We start from the raw sequence: 25625 nt of genomic DNA on the forward strand, positions 1-25625 counted from the left end.
GGCTCGTGAAGCTCTCCCGGACTCGCCTGACACCCCCCGAGGAATCGACGATGCGCGCCTCTCTCTCGTTCGCCCTGACCTGCCTGGTCGCCTCGAGCGCGGCCTGCGCAGGCAAGCAGCAGCCCCCGACGCCGACCGCCACCGAGGCCGAGGCGCCTCTCTGGCTGGAGGCCTGCACCGCCAAGGGCGATCCCTCCTCCTGGTTCATCACCTGCGACCGCCTCTTCGCCAACTTCGGGAAGCTCACCGAGATCTCGGCGGAGGCCCAGGTGGACGCCTGGCTGGTGGGCGCGCGCGGCGGCTTCGCCGGCGAGATCACCTCCGAGCCCGGCTCGGCCGCCTACCTCGGCGTCGAGCGCCCGGGCCTCCAGGTGGCCTTCCTCGGGCCGGACTCCCAGCCCCTCTTCTCGGGCCACGTGGCGGCCTGGGACGAAGACGACGGCTCGGTGCGCCAGGTCGCCTGCGTCGCCCACGGTGACATCCCGGCCGAGCGCTGCGCCTATCTGCGGGACTGGTTCGCCGAGCACCAGGCGCTGCCCCGGGGCATGAGCCAGGGGGTCGACCCCTCCTCCCTCTTCGACGTGCGGGGCTGGATGGCCTCGGTGGGGACGCCCCTGCCCGAGAGCTGTTCGGTGAAGCTCGACGGCAGCGCGCCGGCGCAGGTCTCCTGCCCGGGCGGCATGCTGGTGCTGGCGGTCATGGACCTCGAGGGCGGGGTGGCCGATCCCCAGGGCATGACGGATGGCCTGGCGAGCTCCCTCATCAACGAGTACCGGCGCACGGGCAGTGAGGTGACGCCCAGCCGGCTCGAGTGCGCGGCGGCCGGGCAGCCCCTGAGCTGCCACCTCCTCGAGATGAAGGTGGGCGAGGAGCGCATCGACTCCCTCATCGGTCTGGTGGGAGAGGCGCCCGCCGTCTTCGTCCAGTGCATCCAGTCGAAGAGCGAGGGCGCCCCGCCGATCCCCTGCCCGCTGCAGCCGACCGCGCCGCAGACCCTCTAGGCTAGCCGCCGGGCACCACCGCGGCGGAGGGCACGCAGAGCTCCAGCTCCCCGGCCGCGCCGCCCTCGGTGGCGCCGCCCGGCCAGAGCGGGACGCTCCGGGCGAGGCAGGTGCGCCCGGCGCCCTCGGAGACGATCCGCTCGAAGCCCGCCAGGTGGACGGCCCGCCCGGCGCGGCGGCCGTCGGGCCAGAAGAGGTCCGTCCCCGGCGCGACGCTGGCCGCGAGGCCCGGGCGGGCGCCCTCTTCCGCGGCCGTGCTTCCGGCGGTGGCGGTCTCCTCCGAGCCCACCAGGGCGACGAGCTCCACGCAGGGGTTGCCCAGGTTCACCCGGCGCTGGCCGCTGGCGGTGCCCAGCACCCGGGCGGAGCGGGGCTCGTCCAGCCGCACCCGCGCGCCCAGCCCGAAGCGAACGTGGGCACCGCGCGGGAGCTCGACCCGCTCCCCCTCGGCGCCGGCCTGCTCGGGGTCGGGGAGGGGAGAGGGCGTGTAGTCGGTGCCCACCGCCGTGTCCGGGATCTCGGCGTTCAGGGCGAGGCCCGAGAGCTGGAGGTGGCGGATCTGGGCGCCGGCGGAGGCCTCGAAGCCCAGGGGGGCGCTGACGCCGACGCCGGGCGCCAGGCGCAGGGAGGTTCCGTCGGGGTAGTGCTGGGTCACCGAGGTGCGCAGCACCCGCGCCACGTCGCTGCGGTGGACGAAGAGCCGCAGGGTCAGCCCCCGCAGCCGGCCGTCGGCCTCGTGGCAGTGCGCGTCGCCGGTCTCCCCGGGGAGGCTCTCGACCTCGAGCCAGGCGCCGTGATCCGCCACCAACCGGTAGACCGAGACCTCGCCCGGCGGGTGGGCATGGCCGGAGCGCTCGTCGTGGCCGAGGGTGGTGCCGGTGTGGGCGACGCGGTGGAGCCGGGCGTCGTGGCGCAGGAGGAGGTGGCGGGGCGGCTCGAGGGGCGCGTCGAGCGGCTCGGGCTCGGGGGTCTCCGCCTCCCTCTTCTGCTCACGGGGCGCCGGGTCGTCCGGCCGCAGTCGGGTCGGCGGCGGGCAGCCCCCGAGGAGGGGCAGAGCGAGGAGGAGGCCGGCGAGGGGGCCGGCGAGGCCCCCGGGATGGCGAGGAGCTGGCATTCCAGGGATCGGAAGTAGAAGGGAGTCGCCGGGCAGTCAATGGGCTGGTAGGGATCGCGGGATGCAGATCGTCAGCTGGAACGTGAACTCCATCCGCGCCCGCCTCGAGCGGGTCGTCCCCTGGCTCGAGGATCACCTGCCCGAGGTGGTCTGTCTGCAGGAGACGAAGTCGGTGGACGAGGCCTTCCCGGTCGAGCCCTTCGAGGAGCTCGGCTACCGGGTCACCTGCCACGGGCAGAAGACCTACAACGGGGTGGCCACCCTCACCCGGGGGCCCCTCGAGGAGGTGCTGCGGGGCTTCGACGACGGGGAGGAGGAGCCGCAGGCGCGCCTGCTGGCCGGCACCTACGAGGGGGTGCGGATCCTCAACGCCTACGTGCCCAACGGCAAGGAGGTCGGCACCGACAAGTGGAGCTACAAGCTCGCCTGGCTGGAGCGGCTGCGGGGCTACCTCGTCGATCGCTGCGATCCGAAGGCTCCGCTGGTGCTCTGCGGAGACTTCAACATCGCCCCCGACGACCGCGACGTGGCGAAGCCCGAGCAGTGGGCGGACTCGGTGCTCTGCCACCCCGAGGTGCGCGCGAGCCTGCAGCGCCTCCTGGACTGGGGGCTCGCCGACGCCCAGCGCCTCCACAGCGAGGAGGGGGGGTTCTACTCGTGGTGGGACTACCGCCAGCTCGCCTTCCCCAAGAACGACGGCCTGCGGATCGACCTCCACCTCCTCACGGCGCCGGCAGCCGGGCGCTGCACCGGGGTGGAGATCGACCGTGAGGCGCGCAAGGGGCAGAAGCCCTCGGATCACGCGCCGGTGATCCTCACGTTGGGGGACTAGGTGGCCCGGAGCCCCGCGGGGCTCGCGCCGATCAGGTGTTCGCGCGCTTCGCGTCGCGGCGCTTGGCCAGGAGGCTCTTGAGCTGGCGCTCGGCCGCCCGGAAGGCATCGTTCACGGCGTTGTAGACGTCCTCGTGCGACTTGTCGCCGTCGCCCTTCTGGTCGACGACGATCTTCTCGCCGGCGACCGAGAGGTCGATGTGGCAACTGTAGAGATTGCCCTTCTGGTGCTGCCGGTGGGGGGCTTCGATCACGACCCGGCACCCCATGACCCCCTCGTAGAGAGAGTCGATCTTGTCGACCTTCTTCTCGATGATGCGCTCGACGGCGGGGGAGGCAGGGATGTCACGGAACGTGACCTGGAGAGGCAGCTTCATGAGTCGACACCTCACTGTCTATGGCTGTCATGTGGAGGTCCCGGACCGGGTCCACCCGGTGGGACGCTACCAGTCTAGCGTGGATCCGGAGTTCAGGATCGCAAGCCCCGCACGAAGCGGCGAGGCGGGCACCTCCCGGGCCACGACGCAGCGCGCCAAGGTCAGCCGAGGAGCGCCTCCAGCTCGGCCGCCTCCGCCTCGCTCACCTCCCGGGCCTCCTCCGGCAGGAGCCGGGGGAGCCCCTCCTCGACGCGGTAGGCCAGCCGGGCGAGGCGGGCGTAGAGTAGGCCCCGCTCGGCGACGTGGACGAGAGGCTCGCGGGTCCTGGGACAGGCGAGGAGGTCGGCGAGTTCGGGGGAGAGCGGCATCGAACCCCGAGCCTCCAACAGTGGCTCTGACGAAGCAAGAGGATCCGCCGTGAGCACCGCAAGCGCCTTTTCGCCCCTGGGTATTCGCATCGTGACCGTCTCGGACAGCCGGGGCGTGGCCGAGGATCGCTCCGGGGACCTTCTCATCGGCCGCCTCGAGGCGGCGGGGCATCGCCTCGTCGAACGCCGGATCGTGAAGGACGAGCAGCCGGCCATCGAGGCCGCGCTGCGCGAGGGGATCGAGGATCCCGAGACCGAGGTCGTCATCGCCACCGGCGGCACCGGCATCACCGGCCGGGACGTGACCCCCGAGGCGCTTGAGGCCGTCTGGGAGAAGGCGCTGCCCGGCTTCGGTGAGCTCTTCCGTCAGCAGTCGGTCCCGAAGATCGGCACGGCCGCGATGCTCTCCCGGGCCTGCGCCGGGGTGGCCCGCGGCACCCTGCTCTTCGCTCTGCCCGGCTCGACCGGGGGCTGCGCCGACGCCTGGGACGGGATCCTCTCGGCGCAGCTCGACAACACCACCAAGCCCTGCAGCCTGGCGACGCTCCTGCCTCGCCTCCAGGAGGTCTGATCCCATGCCCGAGTACAAGGACGAAGCCGATCTCCGCCGCATCCTCACCGAGGCGCGCACCATCGCGGTGCTCGGCGCCCACCCCCGCGAGGAGCGCCCGGCCCACTACGTCCCGGCCTACCTGAAGCAGGCGGGCTACCGGGTGCTGCCGGTGAACGCGCCGAAGGCCGGGGAGACCCTCTTCGGCGAGACGGTGCGAGCCCGCCTCGACGAGCTGAAGGAGCCCGTCGACATCGTCGACGTCTTCCGCCGCGCCGACGCGCTGCCCGGGCACCTCGAGGAGATCCTGGCCATGGAGCCGAGGCCGAAGCTGGTCTGGCTGCAGCAGGGGATCTGGAACGGCGACTTCTGCGCCAGGCTCCTCGAGGCCGGCATCGACGTGGTGCAGAACCGCTGCACCTACGCGGAGCATCGGCGGATGGGGATCCCGAAGATCGCCTAGCGGCCCTCCGGGGCCTGGACCAGTTCGATCAGGACGCCGACCCCCCCGTGGGGCTTCTCGTCGTTGCCCTTGGGGTGGATGAAGCAGACGTCGTGGCCGGCGGCGCCCTTGCGGATGCCGCCCGGCGTGAAGCGCACCCCCTGCTCGTCGAGCCAGGCCACGGCCGCGGGGAGGTCGTCCACCCAGAGTCCGATGTGGTTGAGGGCGGGGTCGTGCACCTTCGGGCGCCCCTCGGGATCGATGGGGGTCATCAGGTCGATCTCGACCCTCGCCTCGCCCTCGCCCACGGTGGCGATGACCTCGTCCACGTTCTCCTTCTCGCTCCGGTAGCGGCCGTGCTCCGAGAGGCCGAGGAGGGTGAGCCAGAGGTGGGAGAGGGCGTCGGCGTCGCCGGAGCCCACGGCGACCTGCTGCAGCCCGAGGATCTTGAAGGGGCGTTCGCTCATGGTGTGGGTAGATAGCCTGGCGGCGGCCTTCGCGGTATCTCCTGGGGTGCGATGTCCGGAAAGCGACAGAGGATCTCCGGCTGGGGCGGCGTCCCGGAGGCCGAGACCGAGCTGCACCGCCCCGAGCGGATCGCCGAGCTCGTGGGCCTCGCCCGCGCCGGCGAGGCGCGCATCCCCCGGGGGCTCGGCCGCGCCTACGGTGACGCGGCCTTCCTCGGCGGCGGCCGGACGGTGCTCCTCGAGCGCCTCGATCGGCTGCTGGCCATCGAGGAGGAGGGCGACGAGGTCTTCGTCCGGGCCGAGGCCGGGACGCGCCTCGATCGGTTGATCGACGCCGTCCTGCCCCGGGGGCTCTTCCCCGCGGTGGTGCCGGGCACCGCCGAGGTGACCCTCGGGGGCATGGTGGCCGCCGACGTCCACGGAAAGAACCACCACCGGGACGGCGCGGTCTCGAACCACGTCCCCGAGCTGGGCCTGATCGGGCCCGACGGCGCGCGCCACACGATCTCGGCGCGCGCGCAGGACGAGCTCTTCTGGTCCACCTTCGGGGGCATGGGGCTCACCGGCTTCATCGAGTGGGTGCGGCTGCGGCTGGTGCGGGTGCCGAGCGCCTACTTCTCGGTGGACCTCGAGCGCAGCCCCGACCTCTCCACCAGCCTCGCGCGCTTCACCGATGACGACGACGCCTATGGCTTCTCGGTCTCGTGGATCGACTGCCTCGCCCGGGGCAGCAGCCTCGGCCGCGGGGTGCTGATGCGGGGCAACTGGCTGCCCGCCGAGGACCTGCCGGCGAAGCTGCGGGACGAACCCTACCGGGTGGCGAGGAAGCCCCTCGAGCCGAGGGTGCCCCTGATGCCCCCCGTGAGCCTGGTCAACCCGCTGACCATGCGGGCCTTCAACGAGGCCTTCTACCGCAAGCACCCGCGGAAGCGCGCCGGGGTCGTCCAGGGCTACTCCGACTTCTTCTTCCCCCTGGACTGGGTGAGGGACTGGAACCGGATCTACGGGCCGGGGGGCTTCCAGCAGTACCAGTTCGTGGTGCCCTTCGAGACGGCCGAGGCGGCGCTGGTGCAGGTGCTGGAGCGCATCTCCGCGGCGGGCGTGGCCTCCTTCCTGGCCGTCCTCAAGCAGATGGGGCCGGGGCAGCCCAGGGCCCGGCTCTCCTTCCCCCAGCCGGGCGTGATCCTGGCCCTCGACCTGCCTCACCGCGGCGTCGAGACCGACGCGCTCCTCGAGGAGCTCGACCGGAGGGTGCTCGAGCACGGGGGCCGTCTCTACCTGGCCAAGGACGCGCGGATGAGCGCGGCGACCTTCCGGGCGATGTACCCCGAGCTGCCGGCCTGGCAGGAGGTGAAGGCGAAGATCGACCCCGAGGGGCGCTTCGTCTCGGACCTCGCCCGCCGGCTGGAGCTGATGCCATGAGCGGGACCGTGCTGATCCTGGGGGCCACCTCTCCCATCGCCCGCGGGGTGGCGGAGGCCTTCGCCCGCCGGGGTCACCCCCTCTGCCTGGCCGCCCGCTCCCTCGAGGAGGCCGAGCGCCTGGCCCGGGACCTCGAGCTGCGCTTCGGCATCGAGACCGGCGCGCGGGCCTTCGAGGCCGAGGCCGTGGAGACCCACCGGGACCTCCTCGAGGCCGTGGACGCCTGCCGGGACGGGCTCGGGGGCGTGGTGCTGGCCTTCGGAGCCCTCGGCGACGCCGAGGAGGCAGCCCGGGACTTCGAGGCGGCGGCCCACCTGATCGACGTGAACTACCGCGGGGCCGTCTCGGTCCTCACCCACGCCGCCGAGCTCCTGGAGCAGAAGGGCCACGGCTTCCTCGCCGTCCTCTCCTCGGTGGCCGGCGACCGGGGCCGCAAGTCGAACTACGTCTACGGCTCGGCGAAGGCCGGGCTGACGGCCTACACCCAGGGCCTGCGCGGCCGTCTCCACCCGGCCGGGGTGCGGGTGCTCACCGTGAAGCCGGGCTTCGTGGACACCGCGATGACCTTCGGCAAGCCGGGGGTCTTCGCCGTCGCGGATCCGCGCCGGGTGGGGGAGGGGATCGTCCGGGCCCTCGAGCGGGGCGAGGACGTGGTCTACCTGCCTCGCTTCTGGCGCGGGATCATGACCGTGCTGCGGCACGTGCCCGAGGTCATCTTCAAGCGCCTCGATCTCTAGGCCGGCCCCTTCAGGACCCCGGCGGGAGCGGGGCGATGAGCAGGGCGTCGAGCTCGAAGAGGGGCACCAGCACCCGCGCCCGCCGGGCGTCGTAGCCGAGGTCGGCCGGGGACTGGAGGTCCTCCAGCAGCGGCACGAAGGGTCCGGCGGCGGGGCCGGCGAAGATCGTCCGGGCCTCCCAGCTGGAGATCAGGAGCTGCCCCTCGGGGGTCGCGACGATCCCGTCGAGGCGGCCCGCCGGGAGCTCCAGGACGCGGGTCTTCTTCCCCTCCTCGATGGCGTAGAGCTCCTTGGCGCCGAAGGTGACGACCCGGAGGGTCTCGCTCTCCCAGCAGAGGCCGTTGGGGCGGTTCAGCTCGGTGCTCTTCACCAGCGGGGCGTGGCGATCGGGGCCCTCGATGCGGTGGATGGCGTCGGTGCCGGAGGGGCCGAAGCCCTCGGGGCCGATCATCATGCCCATGTCCGAGACGTAGAGGGCGCCGTCGGGGCCGACGGTGAGGTCGTTGAGGAAGGTGGCGCCCACGATCTGGAACGCCCCCCGGGGATCGCCGGTCTTCAGGTCGAAGCGGCGGACGTGATCGATGTCGGTCACGTAGAGCAGGCCCTCGCTGATGGCCATGCCCTTGGGGGCGTTCAGGGTCACGTCCTCCCTCGCGCCGTCGATCCACTTCAGCTCCTTCACCTTCCCCTCGGGGGTGACGCGGGAGATGAAGCCGTTGTCGTCGACGCCCAGGGGGGAGCCGTTGATGTTGCTGACCAGGTAGAGGTCGGCGGCGTCGTCGTGGAGCACCGACTCGGGGGTGGCGAAGCCCACGCCCTCCAGGCGGAGCCCCCCGGCCGGCGCGGCGGCCTTCTCGGCGGCCGGGGCGGCCTCCACCGCGGGCGCCTCGCCCGGGGCGTCGGGCCGGGGGGCCGGCTCGCCCTTCGGGCAGCCGGTGAGGGTGAGCAGGGAGAGGCCGAGGGTGAGCAGGGCAAGCGTCTGGCGCATCAGGTTTTCTCCTCCTGGAGGGCAGGCATAGGCCGGCCGGGGCCCGGAGGGCCAGGCCAACGGGACGCTGGCGCCGCCCGGCCGAAAGCCCGTAATCTCCCGGCGTGGGTCCATGACAGCGTCGAACTCCACATCCGGGAAGCGCCGCCAGATCGCGCGCATCGTTCTGGGGGCCGGGCTGATCCTCCTGCCGCTGGGGATCTCGGCCTACAAGATCTTCGCGCTGGGCTACGACCTCACCGACATCCTCCCGCAGCGGCGCTACCGGGTGACCTACGACCTGCGGCTCGACGGCCAGGACGAGGCGGTGCGGGTGCGCACCTACCTGCCGGGCTCGGACACGCGCCAGGAGATCACCCAGGAGCAGGATCACTCCCCGGGCTTCCACCTGGAGGTGGAGTCGAGCGAGCAGGGGCGAGAGGCGGTCTGGAGCGCGGCGCGGGGCCGGGACGGCGCCCGCATCGAGCACGCCTTCTCCGTGACCCTGCGGCCGGTGCGCTTCGCGATCGATCCGGCCCTGGAGGTGCCCACCCGCTATCCCGACTCCCTCTCGCCCTACCTCGCCCCGGAGGAGGCGATCCAGGTGGGGGCACCGGAGATCCAGGCGGTCCTCGAGGAGATCGGCGCCGACGAGGGCACGGTCCTCGAGCGGCTCCGGAAGATCCACGAGCGGACGGCCTCGCTCGGGGCGCGCCCCTTCAAGGGCCTCACCGACGCCCTCACCGCGCTGCGCCTGGGGGAGGCGAGCTGTAACGGGAAGAGCCGGCTCTTCGTCGCGCTGGCGCGCACGGCCGGCATCCCGGCGCGGCTGGTCGGGGGTCTGATCCTCGACGCCGGCACCAAGAAGACCTCGCACCAGTGGGTGGAGGCCTGGGTGGGGGGGCACTGGGTCCCCTTCGGCCCCACCAACGGACACTTCGCCGAGCTGCCCGAGCGCTACCTCACCCTCTACCGGGGGGACGCCGCGCTCTTCCGCCACACCCGGGACATCAACTTCGACTACCGCTTCCACGTGAGCCGCGCGCTGGTGCCCTCGCCGGCGGCCCGCACCTGGCTGCCGGCCTTCAACGTCTGGGCGCTCTTCGAGCGGCTGGGGCTCTCCTTCGCCCTGCTGCGGACGGTGCTGATGTTGCCCCTCGGCGCGCTCCTGGTGGTGCTCTTCCGCAACGTGGTGGGGATGCCCACCTACGGCACCTTCCTGCCGGCCCTGCTGGCGGCCGGCGCCGGGCTCACCGGCCCGGGCTGGGGCGTGGCCGGGTTGCTGATCGTGGTGGGCTGCGTGGCGGCGGTGCGCTGGGTCTTCCACCGGCTGCAGCTCCTGCACTCACCGATGCTGGCGATCCTCCTCGCCGCGGTGACCAGCAGCATCCTCGCCACGGCGTTGCTCGCCGATCACCTCCAGCTCGGACGCCTCGCCTACGTCACCGCCTTCCCCATCGCGGTCCTCGCGATCACCGCCGAGCGCTTCTACCTCTCCCTCGTCGAGCGTGGCAGCCGGGAGGCCCTCCTCCACCTCGGGGGGACGATGGTGGTGATGCTGGCCTGCTACGTGGTGATGACCTCCCTGGCCTTCCAGGTGCTGATCATCGGCTTCCCGGAGGTGCTCCTCCTGGTCGTCGCCGCCGACGTCTACCTCGGCCGCTGGGTGGGGATGCGCCTCTTCGAGTACCTGCGCTTCCGTCGGCTCCTGGCGCCGGAGGGCGAGGCGTGAGGTCGCTCTTCTCCGGGCTCGAGGCCCTGGTGAAGCGCCGCGCCCGGGTCATCGGGATGAACCGGCGCAACGTGGAGCTGGTCTACCCGCACAACCGCCGGATGGACTACCCGCTGGCGGACGACAAGCTCCTGACCAAGGAGGTGCTCGCCGCGGCGGGGGTGCCCACCCCCGAGGTGATCGCCATCTGCGAGGCCCTCCACCGGGTGCCGGCCACCCTGGCCGCGCTCCGGGGACGCTCTCACTTCGTGGTGAAGCCCGCCCGGGGCAGCGGCGGCGACGGCATCCTGGTGGTGGACGAGGCCCTCGAGGGCGGCGGCTGGCGGCGGGGCCCCGAGCGGATCGTGGACGAGGACGAGCTGCGCCGGCACCTGGGGGACATCGTCTTCGGGGCCTACGCCAAGGACCGCGAGGATCGGGCCTTCGTCGAGGAGAAGGTGCGGGCCGATCCCGTCCTCGGGCGGCTCTTCCCCGGCGCCCTCTGCGACATCCGGGTGTTGATGCTGGAGGGCCGGGTGCTCATGGTGATGGTGCGGGTGCCCACCCGGCGCTCCGGCGGCCGCGCGAACCTCCACCAGGGCGGCGTCGGGCTGGCGGTCGATCTCGAGGACGGCGAGCTCGTCCGGGGGCTCTGTGGCGGCAAGGTGATCACCACCCACCCCGACACCGGAGAGCCCCTGCTGGGGACGCGGATCCCCGCCTGGGAGGAGATCCTGGAGGTCGCTCGCCGGACGGCGGCGGCCGTGCCGCTGGGCTACCTGGGGATCGACCTGGTGGTCGACGCCGAGCGTGGCCCGCTCGTGCTCGAGATCAACGCCCGTCCGGGGCTGGAGATCCAGAACGTCCACGGCCGCGGCCTGGCGCAGATCGTGGAGGCCGGCCCGTGAGCCACCCGCTGGCGGTCAGTCGACTCTGGCCGGTGCTCACGGTGCTCGCCGGCCTGATCACCGGGGCGCTGGTGCTGGAGCGGGTCGCCGAGGATCGCGCCGCTCAGCCGATGATCGTCACGATCCACGCCGGCGCGGTCATCGATCCCGAGGGCGAGGACGGCGCGGAGGAGGAGCAGCTCGACGACGCGATCGTCGATCCCCGGCAGAGCGAGGCCCGCGCGCTCGGGCGCCGGGGCGAGGTGGGGCCAGCGGTCGAGACCCTGCGCGCCGTGGTGGCCGACCACCCGGAGAGCCCCGCGCCCCGGGCGGAGCTGGCCTTCTGGCTGCTGGAGGCGGGCCAGGTGAGCGAGGCCCTCTCCGCCGTCGACTCGGCCCTCGCCCTGCAGCCCGACGAGGCGCGCTGGCACCTGCGGCGGGGCATCGCCCTGGGCCGCCTCGGACGCGACGCCGACGCCGAGGCGGCGCTGCGTCGCGCGCTGGAGCTGCGCGAGACCCTCGACCGGGCGCGGATCCTCCTGGGGGTCCGCCTGCGGCGCCGCGGCGATCTCGACGGAGCCCGGGAGACGCTGCTGCCTGCGACCACGCGGGGGAGCAACGAGGAGCGCGCGCGAGCCCTGATCGAGCTCGGGCAGGTCCTGCTCCTCGAGGGCCGCAACGACGAGGCCGCCGATCACTTCGAGAGAGGCCTGAATCTGGCGCCGGCGATCCCCGAGCTGCGGGTTCGGATCGGGCGCGCCTGGATCGCCAGCGGGCGGGGCAAGGAGGCGCGGCGGCGGGGCCTGGCGGTCCTCGAGAAGGCCGCGGTGCTCGCCCCGGATCTGCCGATGGTCCACGACGCCCTCGGGCGCGCCTACGAGCGGCTGGAGCGCCCGGACGAGGCGCGGTTGACCTACCTCAAGGCTATCTCCCTGGACGGCGACGACACCTACGCCCGCCGGCGGCTGCTGCGGCTGGAGATGGCCGAGCAGGCCTTCTCCTCCGCGCGCCGCCAGGTCGAGCGCCTCCTGGAGGTGGACGCCGGCAACCCCGAGCACCACTTCCTGGCGGGGCTGCTCGCCGCGCGGAGCGGCGAGGCCGCAGAGGCCCGGCAGGCCTACGGTCGCGCCATCGAGCTTCGCGGCGGGCGCTACCCCGAGGCGCACTTCAACCTCGGTGCGCTCGAGCGCCGGGAGGGGAAGCTCGAGGCCTCCGCGGCGGCCTACCGCGCGGCCGTCGAGCACCGGCCGGACTACAAGGCCGCCATCAACAACCTGGGGCTGGTGCTGGCGGAGGCGGGGCACAACGACGAGGCCCTGGCCGCCTTCGACGAAGCCATCGCGCTCGACGCCGACTACGCCATCGCGCACCTCAACCGGGGCAAGCTCCTGACCACGCTCGAGCGCTACGACGAGGCCGAGGCCGCCCTGAAGCAGGCGCTGGCCATCCGCGGAGACTACCCGGCCGCCACCCTCGACCTGGGGGTGGTCCACCTGCGCCAGGCGGATCCGGCCGAGGCGGTGCGGCTCTACCAGGAGCTGGTGGACCATCACCCGCGCTACCTCCTGGGCCGCTACAACCTCGGCCTCGCGCTCCTCCAGGCCCGGAAGGTCGACGAGGCCCGGAAGAGCTTCGAGAAGGCCCTGGAGCTCGACCCCTCCCACCTGCCCTCCCTGCGCCAGCTCGTCGGTCTCGACCTCGAGCAGGAGCAGCCGGCCCGGGCCCTGCCTCACCTCCGGGAGATCCTCGACTACGCCCCGGACGACCTCTGGGCCCGCCGCCAGGTGGCTCGCAGCCATGCAGCCCTGGGCGAGCTCGAGGCCTGCCGGAGGGAGCTGGCGGTCCTCCAGGCCGCCAGCAGCGAGGGTGAGGACGCCGACCTGCAGGCGCTGGTGCAGGCCTGCGCCGAGCCCGCGCCGGCTCCCTGATCCCCGGGCGTCAGTGCCGCCGGTTGTGACCGGGGATCGGCCCGACGGTGGCGAGGGCCTCCTCCTCGTCCTCCTCGCCGATGTCGTAGTCCCCGGCGCCCTGGATCCGGTTGCCGCCCAGGCGCTTGGCCAGGAGCATCGCCTGATCGGCGGCCTCGATGAGGCTCTCCCGGGTCTTGGCGTCCTCCGGGAGGGAGGCGACCCCGATGCTGACGCTGATCCTGGTCCCGGCCAGCTCCTCGTCCGGGAAGTGCCAGCGCTCGACCGCCTTGCGGATCCGCTCGGCCCGGGCGAGGGCACCCGACTTCTCGGTCTCCGGCAGGCTCATCACGAACTCGTCTCCCCCGTAGCGGGCGACGTTGTCGGCGGAGCGCCCCGCGAGCTCGGGCGCGCTCTCGTCGCGGGTGGTGCTGAGGATCTTCGCGATGGCCTGGAGGACCGCGTCGCCGGCCTGGTGGCCGAGCCGGTCGTTGTAGGCCTTGAAGTGATCGACGTCGACGAAGAGCAGGCTCAAGGGGCGGTCGTAGGTGGTGGCGCTGGCCACCTCGGCCCGCAGCAGGTCCTGGAAGTAGCGGTGGTTGTGCAGGTCGGTGAGGCCGTCGCGCATCGCCAGCCGGGCGAGCTCGGAGTTGGCCATCATCAGGGCGCGGGTGCGCACGGTGATCTCGCGCTCGAGGTGCGCCTCGTTCTCGCGCAGCGCGCCGAGGGCCTGGTTGAGCAGGTCGTTCTTCTGCCGCAGCTCCCGCTCGAGCTCGACCTCCCGGATGGCGCTGCTGACGAACTCGCCGAGCTCCGAGAGCCCGAAGGGCTTCATCAGGATGCGGTGGGCCCGGGCCAGGTTGATCGCGTCGTGGGCCACCTGCGGCTCGTGGGAGGAGGTGACGAGCAGGCGGGCGGCGTCGGGCTGCAGGGAGAGGCAGCGGCGCAGCAGATCGATGCCGGTGATCTCCGGCATCATGTGGTCGGCGAGGATCGCGTCGAAGGCGCCCTCGCTCTCCTCTTCGAGGATCTCGAGCGCCTCCGCCCCGCAGTAGGCCACGGTGACCTCGAAGGACCGGGCGAGACTCCTCTCGATCAGCCGGACGATCTCCGGATCGTCATCGACGATCAGGATCCGCCTTCCCGTGCTGGTCACTGTCGTTCCCCCTTGTACCTCCTACGATAGACATTTCACCGGCGGGATCAATGGCGGCTTTCCCGTCCGGGCCTTGCCCCCAAGGAGGGACACATCCCCGCACATGCCCCGGCCCTAGATCCTTTCCCGGGACTGGGGCGTAGTAGGGGAGACGGTCGACCGCCCTGCGGTGCCTGCTCCCTGTCCGTCCACACATCCACTGTCGGGGGAAAAATGAAGCGCCTCGCTGGCCTGTTCCTGCTCTCCTTCCTGATCGCGGCCTGCCCGGAGAAGGCGCCCCCGCCGCCCCCGCCCCCCCCGCCGCCCCCTGAGGATCCGAAGGAGACGCCCGAGCCGCCGAAGGGGATCGGAGACGAGGCCGCGGCGGCGGACCTCCTGGCCCGCAAGCCCGACCTCCCGCCAGTGGCGCCGGAGAAGGCGCCCGAGGCCAGCCCACGCCTGGGCGAGGCGCCCGACGTGCAGGCGCTCCTCACGCGGATCGATCGGCACTTCGAGGACCGGGCGGGGCAGCGCATCTACATCCAGACCGACAAGCCCCTCTACAAGCCGGGCGAGACCATCTGGGTGAAGAGCTGGGATCTGATGACCAGCACCCTGGCGGGCGCGGCCCACAACCAGGGCAGCTACTACGAGCTGGTCAGCCCCAAGGGGGCGGTGGTCCTCAAGAAGCGGGTCCTCTCGGAGGGGGGGCTCTCCTCCAACGACTTCGAGCTCCCCGCCGAGGTGCAGGGCGGCGAGTACAAGCTGCGGGTGCGGGCCTTCGACGGCTCGATGGCGGAGCGCACGATCATCGTCAGCACCTACGAGCCGCCGCGGATCAAGAAGAAGCTGGAGTTCCTGCGCAAGGCCTACGGCCCCGGGGACTCCGTCGCCGCGTCGCTCTCCCTGAAGCGGCCCACCGGCGAGGCGCTGGCCCGGCAGGCGGTGGAGGGCATCGTCATGCTCGACGGCGCCGAGCTGCCCCGGATCCGGGCCAAGACCGACGAGGAGGGCGAGGTGGTCCTGAGCTTCGCGCTGCCGGAGACCCTCGAGGTGGGTGACGGACTCCTGACGGTGATGATCGACGACGGCGGGGTGACCGAGTCGGTGACCCGGCGGGTCCCGATCCTGATGCGGAAGGTGCAGCTGGCCTTCTTCCCCGAGGGCGGCCAGCTGGTGGAGGGGCTCTCCGGCCGCCTCTACTTCGAGGCCAAGAACATGCTGGGCAAGCCGGCCGATCTCTCCGGCCGGATCCTCGACGACCACGACCAGGCGGTCGCCCGCTTCTCCACCTACAAGAACGGGCTCGGCCGGATGAACTTCACCCCCGCCACCGGCCGGACCTACCGGGCGGTGATCGACGCGCCGGCGGGCATCACCGAGGAGGTGGCCCTGCCGCTGCCCGCTCCGGAGGGCTGCGTGCTGCAGAGCTTCGACGACCTCGACGGCCAGCTCGAGGCCCTGCGGGTGGGGGTGCGCTGCAGCGAGGCCCGCACGGTGACCGTGGTGGCGACCCTGCGGGAGCGGGCCATCGACGCGGCGACGATCGAGGTGCCGGAGGGTGGGCAGGCGGTGGCCTACCTGAAGGCCGAGGAGGAGAGCCTGGTGGGCCGCCAGGGCGTGGCCCGGGTGACGGTCTTCGACGCCGAGAAGCGCCCCCTGGCCGAGCGCCTCGTCTACCGGCACCGGCGAGCCCGGCTGAAGGTGGAGGTGACGCCGCGCAAGAAGAGCTTCGCGCCGCGCGATCAGGTCCTCCTCGAGGTCAAGACGAGCACCCCGGCGGGCGAGCCGGTCCCGGCCGAGCTGGCGCTCTCGGTGGTGGACGACACGGTGATCTCCTTCGCCGACGACAAGACCGGGCGGCTCTTCGAGACGCTCTTCCTCGAGCCCGAGCTCCCCGGGAAGATCGAGGAGCCGCGCTTCTTCTTCGATCTCACCGAGGACAAGAGCGCCCTGGCCCTCGACCTGCTCATGGGCACCCGCGGCTGGCGGCGCTTCGACTGGAAGCCGGTCTTCGCGCCGCCGCCGCCGGAGCCGCTGCCGACCAGCACCGAGGTGGCCGGATTCCGGGAGCTGCCGGCCGGGGCCATGCCACCTCCCATGCCGAGACCGCGCCTGAAGGCCAAGGGCGGGATGCCCCGGGACCTCGCGGTGCCGCGCCGCGCCCCGGCGAAGGCGCCCGCCGAGATGAGGCGGCGGGCGGTCCTGGCGCTCCCCGAGGCGGAGCCCGCGCCCGAAGCCAAGAAGCAGCTACGGGTGCAGGTTGCCGCGGACCGCCGGGAGAACCGCCTCGCGGATCCGGCCCCCGAGCCGCCGCCGATGGCGGCGCCCGTCGAGGCCGCCCCGAGGCAGATGGCCGACCAGCTGATGGAGGCCGACGAGGCCGAGCCGATGGAGCTCGGCGGGCTCGAGCGAGCGGCCGGCGGGCGGGGTGTGGGCCTCTTCGGGGGGAAGGACGCCGACTGGGAGATGGCGGCGAAGGAGGAGGCGCAGGTCGCCTGGGCCCCGGTGCGGGTCTTCCCGGCGCCCAGCTACTCGGGGGCCTACGACGGTCCCCGCACCGACTTCCGGGAGACCATCCACTGGGCGCCCACCGTGCGCACCGGCAAGGACGGGACGGCGGCGGTGACCTTCTACCTCTCGGACGCGGTCACCTCCTTCCGGATCGTCACCGAGGGCGTGGCCGCCGGCGTGGCCGGCCGGGACGAGACGGTGATCCAGTCCAAGCTCCCCTTCAGCATGTCGGTGAAGCTGCCCCTCGAGGTCAGCGCCGGAGACCGGCTGCTCCTCCCCCTCTCCCTCACCAACGAGCGCGCCGAGCCCATGGAGGTCGAGGTCGAGGCCACCTTCGGGGAGGGGCTCGCCCTCGCCGAGCCCCTGGCCGCCGGTGCGGTCAGCATCGCCGCCGGTGAGCGCAACAGCCAGATGTACCCGCTCGAGGTGAAGCGCCAGAAGGGTCAGGTGCCGGTGCGCTTCGCCGCCTCCAGCCGCGGGCTCTCGGACGAGTTCGTCCGGGAGGTCCGGGTGGTGCCCCGGGGCTTCCCCCAGGAGGTGAGCCACAGCGGAGAGGTGGCCGAACGCCAGTCGTTCACCGTCGAGGTGATCGATCCCCTCGAGCACACCACCGAGGCCTCGCTGCGGGTCTATCCCTCGCCCCTGGCGACGGTGACCGGAGGCCTCGACGGGCTCCTGCGCGAGCCCCACGGCTGCTTCGAGCAGGCCAGCTCGGTGAACTACCCCAACGTCATGGTCATGGGTCTGCTCCAGTCGGCGGACAAGATCGATCCCGCGCTGCTCGAGCGCTCCCAGGGGCTGCTCCAGCGGGGCTACCGCAAGATCGTCGGCTACGAGACCCCGCAGAAGGGCTACGAGTGGTTCGGGGGCGCGCCCGGTCACGAGGCCCTCACCGCCTACGGCCTGCTCGAGTTCGCCGACATGAAGCGAGTCTTCCCCGAGGTGGACGACGCCATGGTGGACCGGACCGCGCAGTGGCTCCTCTCCCGCCGCGACGGCAAGGGGAGCTTCCAGCGCAACAGCCGGGCCCTGGACAGCTTCGGCCGCGCCTCGGCCGAGGTGACCGACGCCTACATCGTCTACGCGCTGACCGAGGCGGGCTACACCGACCTGGGGCCCGAGCTCGAGGCGCAGGCCGCCCTCGCCCGCGCGAGCGAGGACGCCTACCTCCTGGCCCTGGCCACCGCCTCCCTCCACAACCTGGAGCGCTGGCGGGGGCAGGCGAAAGCCGCGGCGAAGCGCCTGGCGGCCCTCCAGGCCGAGGACGGCAGCTGGAAGCGGGCCGACCACTCCATCACCCGCAGCAGCGGGCTCAACCTGACGATCGAGACCACCGCCCTGGCCCTCCTGGCCCTCCTCGACGTCGGCGGCCACGACGCCGCGGTTCGCCGGGGCGTCGAGTGGCTCAACGCCAACCGGGGCGGCTTCGGTCAGTGGGGCGCCACCCAGGCCACGGTGCTGGCGATCAAGGCCACCCTGCGGCACGCGGAGGCCTCCCGCCGCATCTCGGGCGCGGGGAGCGTCACCCTGAAGGTGAACGGCGAGGAGGTCGCCACGCTCTCCTACGAGGACGGCCGCGGCGAGCCCCTGCTCTTCGAGGGCTTCGGCGAGCGCCTCGTGTCCGGGGAGAACACCCTGGAGCTCGTCCGCACGAGCGAGGTCCCGGTGGAGGGTGGGCTGCCCTTCTCCTTCGCCGCGACCTACCGGACCCTGACCCCCGACAGCGACGAGGGGGTGCCCCTCGCCCTGGAGACCGAGCTCGCCCGCGCGGAGGCGAAGCTGGGCGAGAACCTCCGGCTGACGGTGCACCTGAAGAACAAGACCGAGAAGGGGCTGCCGATGGCGCTGGCCCGGGTGGGCCTGCCCGCCGGGCTCACCTTCCAGACCTGGCAGCTCAAGGAGCTCGTCGAGAAGGGCACCATCGCCTTCTACGAGACCCGGGCCAGGGAGGTGATCCTCTACTTCCGTCAGCTGGAGCCCGGGCAGGCGCTCGACGTGCCCCTCGAGCTCACGGCCTACGTGCCGGGCGAGTACCAGGGGCCGGCCTCGAGCGCCTACCTCTACTACGGCAACGACCAGAAGGTCTGGGTCGGAGGGCTGCCCGTCCGGATCCTCCCCTGACGGTAGGGACATTCAGGCCACTCTTGCCTAGGGTCGGGCAAGATCCATGAGCACCCATCGACGCAACGAGTCCGGCAAGCGAGAGACCATCCTGCTCCTGGAGGACGAGGAGGGCCTGCGTTTCGCGGTGCGGGACTTCCTCGAGGGCGAGGGCTTCGAGGTCCTCGCGGCCGAGACCTGCGCCGAGGCCCTGGAGATCCTCAAGGATCAGGACGCCGATCTCGCGATCCTCGACTACCGGCTGCCGGACGGAACGGCCCTGGACGTGATGGGCGGGCTCAAGGAGCTGGATCCGGCCATGCCGGTGGTGGTGGTCACGGCCCACGCCACCATCGACCTCGCGGTCCAGGCGGTGAAGGAGGGCGCCGACCACTTCATCACCAAGCCGGTGACCTTCGAGGCCCTGCTGGTGCTCGTCGAGCGCACCCTCGAGGCGCGCCGCGATCGGCGGGTCCGGCAGGCGACCCAGCGCAGCCAGGTCCGGGCCGAGGTCGATCCCTTCCAGGGAACGAGCCGGGTCATCCGGGACCTCGCCCTGCAGGCGCGGCGCATCGCCTCCACCCACAGCCCGGTCCTGCTGGTCGGGGAGACGGGCACCGGCAAGACCCTCCTGGCCTCCTGGATCCACCGAAACGGTGCGCGCCGCGAGGAGTCCTTCGTCTCGGTGAACTGCGCGGCCCTGCCCGCGGCGCTGCTCGAGAGCGAGCTCTTCGGCCACGAGAAGGGCGCCTTCACCGGAGCGAACGCCATCAAGCGCGGGCTGATCGAGGTGGCGGATCGGGGCACGCTCTTCCTGGACGAGATCGGCGACCTCGACCTCACCCTCCAGCCGAAGCTGCTCACCAGCCTCGAGGAGCGGCGCTTCCGGCGGGTGGGGGCGGTGCGGGATCAGCGGGTGGACATCCGCCTGATCGCCTGCAGCAACCTGGATCTCGCCGCCGAGGCCCGCAAGGGGCGCTTCCGCAGCGACCTCTACTACCGGATCAGCACGCTGCCCCTGCGCGTCCCCCCCCTGCGGGAGCGGCTCGAGGACGTGCCGCTGCTGGCCCGCACCATCCTCCATCAGCTCTGCTCGGATCTGGGGCGCCCGGTGCCGGAGCTGACGCCCGACGCCGACACCTGCCTGAGCGCCCACCCCTGGCCGGGCAACATCCGGGAGCTGCGCAACGTCCTCGAGCGGGCGCTGCTCTTCGTCGACGGCGATCGCATCGACGCCCTCTCCCTCAAGATCCACGGGCGGGCGCCGAGCTGTGCCCTGACCCGGGACGAGGACCGCTTCCTGCTGCTGGAGGAGGTCGAGCGAGACCACATCAACGAGGCGCTGGTGCGGACCAGCGGCCACGTGGGTGAGGCGGCCCGGCTCCTGGGGATCCCCCGGAGCACGCTCTACCAGCGGCTGAAGAAGTACGGCATCGAACGATCCAGATCCTAGACGGAAGCCCATCCAGGATCTGGATCCGTCGCGTCCTCACGACCGCCTCTGCGGGTGGAGGGATCGCGCAACCCCCCGGACTCCTTGCGCGCTCACGCGGAGGTCCAGGCTGGTACGGCCTTCGCACAGGGGTGAGGTCACGCCCGTCGAACTGGTCGCGGGCGAGAGTGCGCGGGGGCGAACTTGGGCGATCCATTGGACAGGCGAGAGGACGAGGCGGAGGGCGAGGCGTCCCGCGAGCTGCTGCTGCAGATCCGGTCGTCGATGGCGCGGGCCCACCGCCTGACCCGCCAGCTCGAGGAGCAGCTCGCCGCTCATCGAGGGGGGGCGCCGGGCGCTGACGACGAGACCGAGCTTCGCCTGGCCGAGCTGGAGGGTCGCCTGGCCGAGGCCGACGAGGATCGCGAGCAGCTCACCATGCGGCTGGTGGAGCTGGAGAACCAGGCCGGCCGGCTGATGAGCCTCTACGTCGCGACCTACCAGCTCCACGCCACCCTCGAGCCGCGCGAGGTCCACACCGCCATCGCCGAGGTGGCCACCAACCTCCTGGGCGCCGAGTCCTTCGTGCTGCTCCTCGCCGACGAGGCGGCCGGCAACTGCACCGTCGTCCTGCGTCAGGGCGACGACCCTTCGGGGCACTTCTCGGGGCCGACCTATGAGGGCGGCAATCCCCTCGTCGACGCGACCCTCGAGGACGGCGTGCTGCGCCTCGCCCCCGACGGCGACGTCGGCCTGGTGGCGGCGGTGCCCCTCTCGGTGGACGGCGTCACGGTGGGCGTGCTGGCCGTCCTCTCCCTCCTCTCTCACAAGGGGGCCCTGGCCGATCAGGACCGGGACCTCCTCGATCTCCTGGCAGCGCACGCCGCCTCGGCCCTCTTCGCGGCCGAGGTCTACGCGAGCACCCAGCGCAAGCTGCGCACGCTGGAGGGCCTCACGGGCCTCCTGCGCAAGCACTAGGAACGGAAACGTCACCATGAGCCTCTCCGGAAACCTGCAGGACGTCAGCATCGCGGACATCATGCAGTTCATCCATCTCGGGGAGCGCACCGGCACCCTCGCGGTGGTAGGCCAGGAGGGGACCGGCACCATCACCTTCCACCGGGGCTGGGTGGTCCACGCCCAATCTCCCTCGGCGGTGCGCCTCACGGCCTTCCTGATCGCGCGCGGGATGATCCGCCCCGAGGACGCCGAGCGCGCGGCCGCCGCCCAGCAGGGCTCCAGCCCCTGGCGGCCGATCGGTCACCACCTCCTCGAGCTGGGCCTGATCACCCAGGAGAAGCTCCACGCGGCGATCCGCACCCACATCGAGCAGTCGATCTACGAGCTGGCGGTCTGGACCCGGGGGCAGTTCGACTTCGCCCTCGACGACCTGCGCCCCCTCGACGCCGCCGGGCTGGATCCCTCCGAGATCATCCCCTCGATCCGGCTCAACACCCAGATGGTCCTGCTCGAGGCGATGCGCCTCTTCGACGAGCGCAACCGCACGGGGGCGGGGCCGGTGGTGGAGCGCCACCTGCGGGGCCGCAGCGCCGCCACGGTGGTGGTGCCCTCTCCGGCGGGCGCGGTGCCCCCCGGCTCCGAGGCCTCGGGCAGCGGCCCCACCGAGATCCACACCCACCCCGAGCTGGAGCACCTCGAGGGCGGGCTGCCGATGCAGCCCCTCGGCGAGCGGGGCTCCGACTCGCTCTTCCAGCTCCAGAAGCTGCGCCGGGTGGTCGTCGAGATGCGCAGCGGCCTGGTCTCGGCCACCGTCGCCCTCTCCCTGATGAACGTCATCTCGGAGTCGGTCGAGCGCGCCATCCTCTTCGCCGTTCGCCCCAAGCGCCTCGTCGCCCTCGGGGCCTTCGGGACCACCGCCTCCGGGCAGCCCCTGGCCCAGGTCACCGCCGCGCTCTCCCTCTCCCTCGAGAGCGAGAACGTCCTGACCCACGCCCTGCGCCGGGCCCGCATCACCACCGCGGCCTTCGATCAGTCGGGGCTCGACGCCGCGATGCGCGGCCTCATCGGCGCCCCCCGTCACCCGCAGGTGGTGGCCTTCCCGGTGGTCGGCCAGGAGCGGGCCATCCTGATCATCTACGCGGACAACGGCTTCATCGAGACCGGGATCGACGAGGTCGACGTCATCGGCCTCGCCGCCTCCCAGGCGGGCCTGGCCTTCGAGAACGAGCTCTTGCGGCGCGAGCTGGAAGAGGCTCGCCGCAGTCGCAGCGCCTGAAAGACCTCCCGCAGCCCATAGGAGAGCGGCACCGATGGAGAAGAAGAAGATCTTGCTGGTCGACGATTCGAACACCGTCCTGATGATGGAGCGGATGCTCCTCAACGGCAGCGGCTTCGAGCTCTTCACCGCCATGAACGGTGAGGAGGCGATCTCCGTCGCGCTGGCCAAGCAGCCCGATCTCATCCTGATGGACGTCGTGATGCCCAAGATGAACGGCTTCGAGGCCTGCCAGCAGCTCCGCCAGCTCGAGAAGACTCGCGAGATCCCGATCATCCTGGTGACCACGCGGGGTGAGTACGAGAACGTCGAGCAGGGCTACGCGAGCGGCTGCGACGACTACGTCACCAAGCCGATCAGCAACATCGAGTTGACCTCGAAGATCCGCAACCTCATCGGCTAGGGGGAACCATGTCCAAGTCGAGAGAGCGGGCCGAGGGTTTCGTGGGCAACGTGCTGGAGCACACCCGCGACTACGTCCAGGGACTCCTCGGTGAGAACGCCCGGCTGCGGAAGCTGGTCGCCACCTACGAGACCGAGCTGTCGCGCAACCAGGAGGAGAAGCTCAAGCTCCACGAGCGGATGCTGGAGCTGCGCGAGGAGGTCGAATCCTACCGTGCGGATCAGGCGCGCCTGCAGCGGCAGCTCCAGGAGATCGAGCAGGAGAACGAGGCCTTCGCCGACCAGTTCCTCGACATCGAGGAGCAGAACGCCAGCCTGGCGAACCTCTACGTGGCGAGCTACCGACTCCACGGTGATCTCGAGCGGGAGAAGGTCCTCGAGGCCATCCTCGAGATCATCATCAACCTGGTGGGCTCGGAGGAGGTGGCGGTCCTGGAGCTCGATCCCGAGAGCCAGGAGCTGGTGGTCGCGGCCACCTTCGGCCTGGACTGGCCGATCGGCAGCCACCGCACGGCGAACAAGGGCCTCATCGCCTCCTCGCTGCGCTCGGGCGAGCTCTGGTGCGCGCTGCGCGGCGAGGGCGAGGGCGAGGTCCCGACCGGCGACGAGGCGCACCTCTCCTGCTGCATTCCCCTGAAGGTGGGGAGCCGGGTGATCGGCGCGATCGCGATCTTCCGTCTGCTCCAGCAGAAGGAGGGCTACGACGAGACCGACCTGGCGCTCTTCGATCTGCTCGCGACCCACGCCGCGGTGGCTCTCTACAGCGGCTCCCTCGAGGCCCGCCTGGCGGCGGGCGTGGAAGCGCGGGTGAGCGGATGACGGTGTTTCCCCTCGCCTCGCGCCCGGGCGCGCAGGACGGCACGACGACTCGCGGCAACCGGGAGCCCGGTGAGCCGAAGACCGGTGCCTACCTCCAGCCGGGCCGCATCTTCGTCGGGCGAGGCGAGGAGGCCGTGAAGACCGTACTGGGCTCCTGCGTGGCCGTCTGTCTCTGGGACGCCGAGCGCGCGATCGGCGGGATGAACCACTACCTGCTCCCCCTGCGGGCGAGGGGCTCGCGCAGCTCGGCCCGCTTCGGAGAGGTCGCCATCCAGCAGCTCCTCGAGGAGCTCGAGCGCCGAGGGGCGCGCCGGAATGGGCTGCGGGCCAGGGTCTACGGGGGCGCCTGCGTCGTCGACTCGCTGCGCCGCAGCGGGGGCGGCGTCGGGCCCCGGAACATCGAGGTGGCGGAGCGGCTGCTCGATCACCTCGGCATCCCCATCGTCGCGCGGGACGTCGGCGGACGGGCGGGGCGCCGGGTGGTCTTCCGCGTCGGTGACGGCGAGGTCTGGATGCGGCACCTGCAGAGAGGCCGGAGATGAGCGACCTGGACTTCGATCTCGACACCCTCTTCCGGACCTTCCGGGCCGACGCGGAAGAGCACCTCGCGGTGATGGAGGAGATGGTCCTCCAGCTCGAGGCCGGGGAGGGCGGGCGCGAGGAGATCGACACCCTCTTCCGCATGGCCCACAGCCTGAAGGGTGACGCCCTCTGCGTGAACCTCCACGACCTCTCCGAGTTCGCCCACGTCCTGGAGGATCTCCTCGAGGGGCTGCGCGACGATCCCGGGCGGGACGCCGGCGAGATCTACCCACTGGTGCTCCAGGGCATCGACGCCCTGCGCGAGATGACCCCGGGGCGCGCCGACGACCTGAAGGAGCCGACGGCCGAGCAGAAGGCGCTGCGTCAGCGCATCGAGCAGCTGGCGGCGGAGATCGCGGGGAAGGCGGTTCGCAGCAACGGCGGCGCGGCGGAGCCGCGGGGGTCGGGCCCCGCGGAGGGCCGCGAGGCCGCCGAGCGCCGCAAGCGAGACACCCTGCGGGTCGACGTCGAGAAGCTCGACCGGCTCCTCAACCTCACCGGTGAGATCGCGATCGAGCGGGGTGGCATCCGGCAGCTCCTCGAGGAGGGTGACGTCGAGGCCGCCTTGCAGTCCCACGCGGACCTCGATCGCCTCTTCCAGGAGCTCCAGGAGATCGTCCTCGAGGTGAGGATGGTGCCGCTCGGGCCACTCTTCCGCCAGCACGTCCGGACCGTACGGGATCTCTCCCGCCGTAGCCGGAAGCTCGCGCGCCTCGTCACCGAGGGGAGCGAGGTCGAGGTCGACACGGCCATCGTCCAGCTCCTGCGCGACCCGCTGACCCACCTGATCCGCAACGCCGTCGATCACGGACTCGAGCGGGCCGAGGAGCGCAGCGCGGCGGGCAAGGACCCGGTGGGGACGGTGACCCTGCGGGCCTTCCACCAGAGCGGCCACATCCTCGTCGAGGTCACCGATGACGGCGCCGGGCTGGACGCGGAGGCCATCGTCGCGCGAGCCCGGGAGCTCGGGCTGCTCGACGAGGGGGCGCCCGCGCCCGCCGATCTCTCCAGCCTGATCTTCGCACCTCAGCTCTCCACCGCCTCCGAGATCAGCGAGGTCTCGGGCCGGGGCGTGGGCATGGACGTGGTCCGCCGCAACGTCGAGGCCCTCCGGGGCACGCTCTCGGTGAGCAGCCACCCGGGCGCGGGGACCACCGTGCGGATCCGGCTCCCGCTGACCCTGCTCATCATCGAGGGCTTCGCCGTCCAGGTGGCGCGAGAGACCTACGTCCTGCCCCTGGAGAACGTGGTGGAGTGCCTCGATGTTCCCCGCGCCGCGCAGGGAGGACAGGAGCGCTACGGGACCATCCACCTGCGGGGCGAGCCCCTGCCCTTCGTTCGCCTCGCCTCCTTCTTCGAGGCCCGCACGCAGGGGCCGGTGGAGCGGGAGAGCATCGTGGTCGTCCAGGATCAGGGCCGGCGGGCCGGCCTGGTGGTGGACGAGCTCAACGGAGAGCACCAGACGGTCGTGAAGTCCCTGGGCCGGATGTTCGACGAGGTGCCGGGGATCTCGGCCTCGACGGTGCTCGGGACCGGAGACGTCGCCCTCATCGTCGACATCCCCCAGCTCATCGAGACCGTCGAGCTGGAGGTCGAGAGCGCCTCGCGCGCCTGAAGGATCGGA

At 72.1% G+C, this 25625-nt stretch carries 23 protein-coding genes; 17 read left to right on the forward strand and 6 right to left on the reverse strand.

Annotation, left to right across the window (positions count from 1 at the left end; genetic code table 11):
• Window positions 1-50 precede the first annotated feature (50 nt).
• Window positions 51-1001, forward strand: coding sequence for a hypothetical protein (locus tag P1V51_07510; protein ID MDF1562874.1), 951 nt, complete (start codon window positions 51-53; stop codon window positions 999-1001).
• Window position 1002: 1 nt separating this feature from the next.
• On the opposite strand, the gene P1V51_07515 is transcribed toward P1V51_07510, so the two are convergent.
• Window positions 1003-2115 carry a hypothetical protein gene (locus P1V51_07515; protein ID MDF1562875.1) on the reverse strand — a complete coding sequence of 371 codons (1113 nt, stop codon included), beginning with the start codon at window positions 2113-2115 and terminating at the stop codon, window positions 1003-1005.
• Window positions 2116-2176: 61 nt separating this feature from the next.
• Between P1V51_07515 and xth the strand changes: the two genes are divergently transcribed.
• Window positions 2177-2947 carry an exodeoxyribonuclease III gene (xth, locus tag P1V51_07520; GenBank protein ID MDF1562876.1) on the forward strand — a complete coding sequence of 257 codons (771 nt, stop codon included), beginning with the start codon at window positions 2177-2179 and terminating at the stop codon, window positions 2945-2947.
• Between the two features lie 31 nt (window positions 2948-2978).
• Here the strand turns inward: xth and P1V51_07525 are convergent, their stop codons facing one another.
• Both P1V51_07525 and P1V51_07530 read right to left on the reverse strand, forming a co-directional pair.
• Window positions 2979-3323 (reverse strand): HPF/RaiA family ribosome-associated protein, encoded by a 345-nt coding sequence (locus P1V51_07525; GenBank protein MDF1562877.1) that lies wholly within the window; start codon window positions 3321-3323, stop codon window positions 2979-2981.
• Window positions 3324-3484: 161 nt separating this feature from the next.
• A complete protein-coding gene (locus P1V51_07530) occupies window positions 3485-3691 on the reverse strand; it encodes a Trm112 family protein (GenBank protein ID MDF1562878.1) in 207 nt (68 codons plus the stop codon).
• A 49-nt stretch (window positions 3692-3740) separates the two neighbouring features.
• Between P1V51_07530 and P1V51_07535 the strand changes: the two genes are divergently transcribed.
• Both P1V51_07535 and P1V51_07540 read left to right on the forward strand, forming a co-directional pair.
• Complete coding sequence (locus P1V51_07535; GenBank protein MDF1562879.1) at window positions 3741-4262, forward strand: molybdopterin-binding protein; 522 nt, start codon at window positions 3741-3743, stop codon at window positions 4260-4262.
• A 4-nt stretch (window positions 4263-4266) separates the two neighbouring features.
• On the forward strand, window positions 4267-4704 hold the full coding sequence (locus P1V51_07540) for a CoA-binding protein (protein MDF1562880.1): 438 nt from the start codon (window positions 4267-4269) through the stop codon (window positions 4702-4704).
• Here P1V51_07540 and P1V51_07545 read toward each other — a convergent pair.
• Entirely contained in the window at window positions 4701-5150 is a 450-nt protein-coding gene (locus tag P1V51_07545) for a VOC family protein (protein MDF1562881.1), read from the reverse strand. The genes P1V51_07540 and P1V51_07545 overlap by 4 nt on opposite strands.
• Before the next feature lie 51 nt (window positions 5151-5201).
• Between P1V51_07545 and P1V51_07550 the strand changes: the two genes are divergently transcribed.
• Together P1V51_07550 and P1V51_07555 are read left to right on the forward strand one after the other, a co-directional pair.
• Window positions 5202-6572, forward strand: a complete 1371-nt coding sequence (locus tag P1V51_07550) for an FAD-binding oxidoreductase (GenBank protein MDF1562882.1) — start codon at window positions 5202-5204, stop codon at window positions 6570-6572.
• A complete protein-coding gene (locus tag P1V51_07555) occupies window positions 6569-7309 on the forward strand; it encodes an SDR family oxidoreductase (protein MDF1562883.1) in 741 nt (246 codons plus the stop codon). Before P1V51_07550 ends, P1V51_07555 begins: the two co-directional genes overlap by 4 nt.
• A 10-nt stretch (window positions 7310-7319) precedes the next feature.
• Here the strand turns inward: P1V51_07555 and P1V51_07560 are convergent, their stop codons facing one another.
• A complete protein-coding gene (locus tag P1V51_07560) occupies window positions 7320-8297 on the reverse strand; it encodes an SMP-30/gluconolactonase/LRE family protein (GenBank protein MDF1562884.1) in 978 nt (325 codons plus the stop codon).
• 112 nt (window positions 8298-8409) lie between these two features.
• Here P1V51_07560 and P1V51_07565 point away from each other — a divergent pair, with 112 nt between their 5' ends.
• Genes P1V51_07565 through P1V51_07575 form a run of 3 tightly spaced genes read left to right on the forward strand, consistent with a single transcriptional unit; the run spans window position 8410 to window position 12802 of the window.
• On the forward strand, window positions 8410-10008 hold the full coding sequence (locus tag P1V51_07565) for a UUP1 family membrane protein (GenBank protein ID MDF1562885.1): 1599 nt from the start codon (window positions 8410-8412) through the stop codon (window positions 10006-10008).
• Window positions 10005-10895 (forward strand): sugar-transfer associated ATP-grasp domain-containing protein, encoded by an 891-nt coding sequence (locus tag P1V51_07570; protein MDF1562886.1) that lies wholly within the window; start codon window positions 10005-10007, stop codon window positions 10893-10895. The genes P1V51_07565 and P1V51_07570 overlap by 4 nt, the downstream gene beginning before the upstream one ends.
• Window positions 10892-12802: a tetratricopeptide repeat protein gene (locus P1V51_07575; GenBank protein ID MDF1562887.1), complete on the forward strand. Its 1911-nt coding sequence runs from the start codon at window positions 10892-10894 to the stop codon at window positions 12800-12802. The genes P1V51_07570 and P1V51_07575 overlap by 4 nt, the downstream gene beginning before the upstream one ends.
• 10 nt (window positions 12803-12812) lie before the next feature.
• On the opposite strand, the gene P1V51_07580 is transcribed toward P1V51_07575, so the two are convergent.
• Window positions 12813-13937 carry a diguanylate cyclase gene (locus P1V51_07580; GenBank protein ID MDF1562888.1) on the reverse strand — a complete coding sequence of 375 codons (1125 nt, stop codon included), beginning with the start codon at window positions 13935-13937 and terminating at the stop codon, window positions 12813-12815.
• A 213-nt stretch (window positions 13938-14150) separates the two neighbouring features.
• Here P1V51_07580 and P1V51_07585 point away from each other — a divergent pair, with 213 nt between their 5' ends.
• From P1V51_07585 to P1V51_07620, 8 genes are all read left to right on the forward strand, one after another.
• Window positions 14151-18551, forward strand: a complete 4401-nt coding sequence (locus P1V51_07585; GenBank protein MDF1562889.1) for an MG2 domain-containing protein — start codon at window positions 14151-14153, stop codon at window positions 18549-18551.
• A gap of 46 nt (window positions 18552-18597) precedes the next feature.
• On the forward strand, window positions 18598-19983 hold the full coding sequence (locus P1V51_07590; protein ID MDF1562890.1) for a sigma-54 dependent transcriptional regulator: 1386 nt from the start codon (window positions 18598-18600) through the stop codon (window positions 19981-19983).
• Between the two features lie 195 nt (window positions 19984-20178).
• Complete coding sequence (locus P1V51_07595) at window positions 20179-20940, forward strand: GAF domain-containing protein (protein MDF1562891.1); 762 nt, start codon at window positions 20179-20181, stop codon at window positions 20938-20940.
• Window positions 20941-20956: 16 nt separating this feature from the next.
• Window positions 20957-22198: a DUF4388 domain-containing protein gene (locus P1V51_07600; GenBank protein MDF1562892.1), complete on the forward strand. Its 1242-nt coding sequence runs from the start codon at window positions 20957-20959 to the stop codon at window positions 22196-22198.
• A 34-nt stretch (window positions 22199-22232) separates the two neighbouring features.
• Entirely contained in the window at window positions 22233-22601 is a 369-nt protein-coding gene (locus tag P1V51_07605) for a response regulator (protein MDF1562893.1), read from the forward strand.
• Window positions 22602-22609: 8 nt separating this feature from the next.
• Window positions 22610-23419: a GAF domain-containing protein gene (locus tag P1V51_07610; protein ID MDF1562894.1), complete on the forward strand. Its 810-nt coding sequence runs from the start codon at window positions 22610-22612 to the stop codon at window positions 23417-23419.
• Window positions 23416-23961 carry a chemotaxis protein CheD gene (locus P1V51_07615; GenBank protein ID MDF1562895.1) on the forward strand — a complete coding sequence of 182 codons (546 nt, stop codon included), beginning with the start codon at window positions 23416-23418 and terminating at the stop codon, window positions 23959-23961. Before P1V51_07610 ends, P1V51_07615 begins: the two co-directional genes overlap by 4 nt.
• Window positions 23958-25616, forward strand: coding sequence for a chemotaxis protein CheA (locus tag P1V51_07620; protein MDF1562896.1), 1659 nt, complete (start codon window positions 23958-23960; stop codon window positions 25614-25616). Before P1V51_07615 ends, P1V51_07620 begins: the two co-directional genes overlap by 4 nt.
• Window positions 25617-25625: the final 9 nt, after the last annotated feature.

The sequence above is a fragment of the Deltaproteobacteria bacterium genome, from assembly GCA_029210625.1.
GTDB lineage: Bacteria > Myxococcota > Myxococcia > SLRQ01 > SLRQ01 > JARGFU01.